Genomic DNA, 1,639 nt, shown 5'->3' on the forward strand with positions numbered 1-1,639 from the left:
TTGATCCGGAGATTTCTGAATGGGACAACCCGTCAGGTAGAAGACCTGACATCCGGCGACGGAGGCCAACCCTCTGAACTGAAACATCTTAGTAGGAGGAGGAAAAGAAAGAAACATCGATTTCCTAAGTAGCGGCGAGCGAACGGGAAATAGCCCAAACCGGTATTGTTACGGCAATGCCGGGGTAGTAGGACTGCGATATTCAAGAGACAATGAACTGGAACGATCTGGAAAGTTCGTCCATAGAGGGTGAAAGACCCGTACAGGTAAGTTCGTTTGGCGATAGCAGTATCCTGAGTAGGGCGGGACACGAGGAATCCTGTCTGAAACAGCCGGGACCACCCGGTAAGGCTAAATACTCCCAAGAGACCGATAGTGAACCAGTACCGTGAGGGAAAGGTGAAAAGAACCCCGAACAGGGGAGTGAAATAGAACCTGAAACCATGCGCTTACAACCTGTCGGAGCGGCTTCGTGCCGTGACGGCGTGCCTATTGAATAATGAGCCTACGAGTTACTAATCACTGGCGAGGTTAAGTGACAGGAGTCACGGAGCCGAAGCGAAAGCGAGTCTGAACAGGGCGGCCAGTCAGTGGTTGTAGACGCGAAACCTTGCGATCTACCCTTGAGCAGGATGAAGGTCGGGTAACACCGACTGGAGGTCCGAACGAATAAGCGTTGAAAAGCTTCTCGATGACTTGAGGGTAGGGGTGAAAGGCTAATCAAGCTGGGAAATAGCTCGTACTCCCCGAAATGCCTTTAGGGGCAGCGTTGTAATAAAGAGTCTACTGGAGGTAGAGCTACTGATTGGATGCGGGGGCTTCACCGCCTACCAAATCCTGACAAACTCCGAATGCCAGTAGTATGATTTACAGCAGTGAGCGACCGGGTGCTAATGTCCGGTTACGAGAGTGGAACAACACAGACCAGCAATTAAGGTCCCAAAGCATATGCTAAGTTGAACTAACGATGTTTTGTTGCAGAGACAGCTAGGATGTTAGCTTGGAAGCAGCTATTCATTCAAAGAGTGCGTAACAGCTCACTAGTCGAGCGACAGAGCGTGGATAATAAACGGGCATCAAGCATATCACCGAAATTCTGGACACGAGAGTGTGGTAGGGGAGCATTCCATTCGCGCCGAAGCAGAATCGTGAGATTTTGTGGAGCGTATGGAAAAGCAAATGTAGGCATAAGTAACGATAATGCGGGAGAGTAACCCGCACACCGCAAGACCAAGGTTTCCTGATCAACGCTAATCGGATCAGGGTTAGTCGGGTCCTAAGGGTAATCCGAACGGAGATCTCGATGGATAATCGGTTAATATTCCGATACTGACATGAGCCTCGATGGAGAGACGAAGGGACGTAAGTGACGCCATCTGACGGAATAGGTGGTTAAAGGGCGTAGGTATAGGGACAGATTAAGAGTTAGTCCTTGCTGAAACCTGACAGTACAGAGCGGCTACGGCCAATTTGATAGTTCACCCAAGTTGACTTCCGAGAAAATCTTCTAAGTTACAGTTCATGTCACCCGTACCGTAAACCGACACAGGTGGTCGAGGAGAGTATCCTAAGGTGCTCGAGTGAATCACGGTTAAGGAACTAGGCAAATTAACCCCGTAACTTCGGGAAAAGGGGTCCC

Annotated in this window: 1 rRNA gene; it reads left to right on the forward strand. The window is 49.8% G+C overall.

From position 1 onward, the window contains the following. A 23S ribosomal RNA gene (locus B5G16_RS12395) occupies nucleotides 1-1,639 on the forward strand; the annotation flags it as partial.

This window comes from Alistipes sp. An66, from assembly GCF_002161445.1.
Taxonomy (GTDB): domain Bacteria; phylum Bacteroidota; class Bacteroidia; order Bacteroidales; family Rikenellaceae; genus Alistipes; species Alistipes cottocaccae.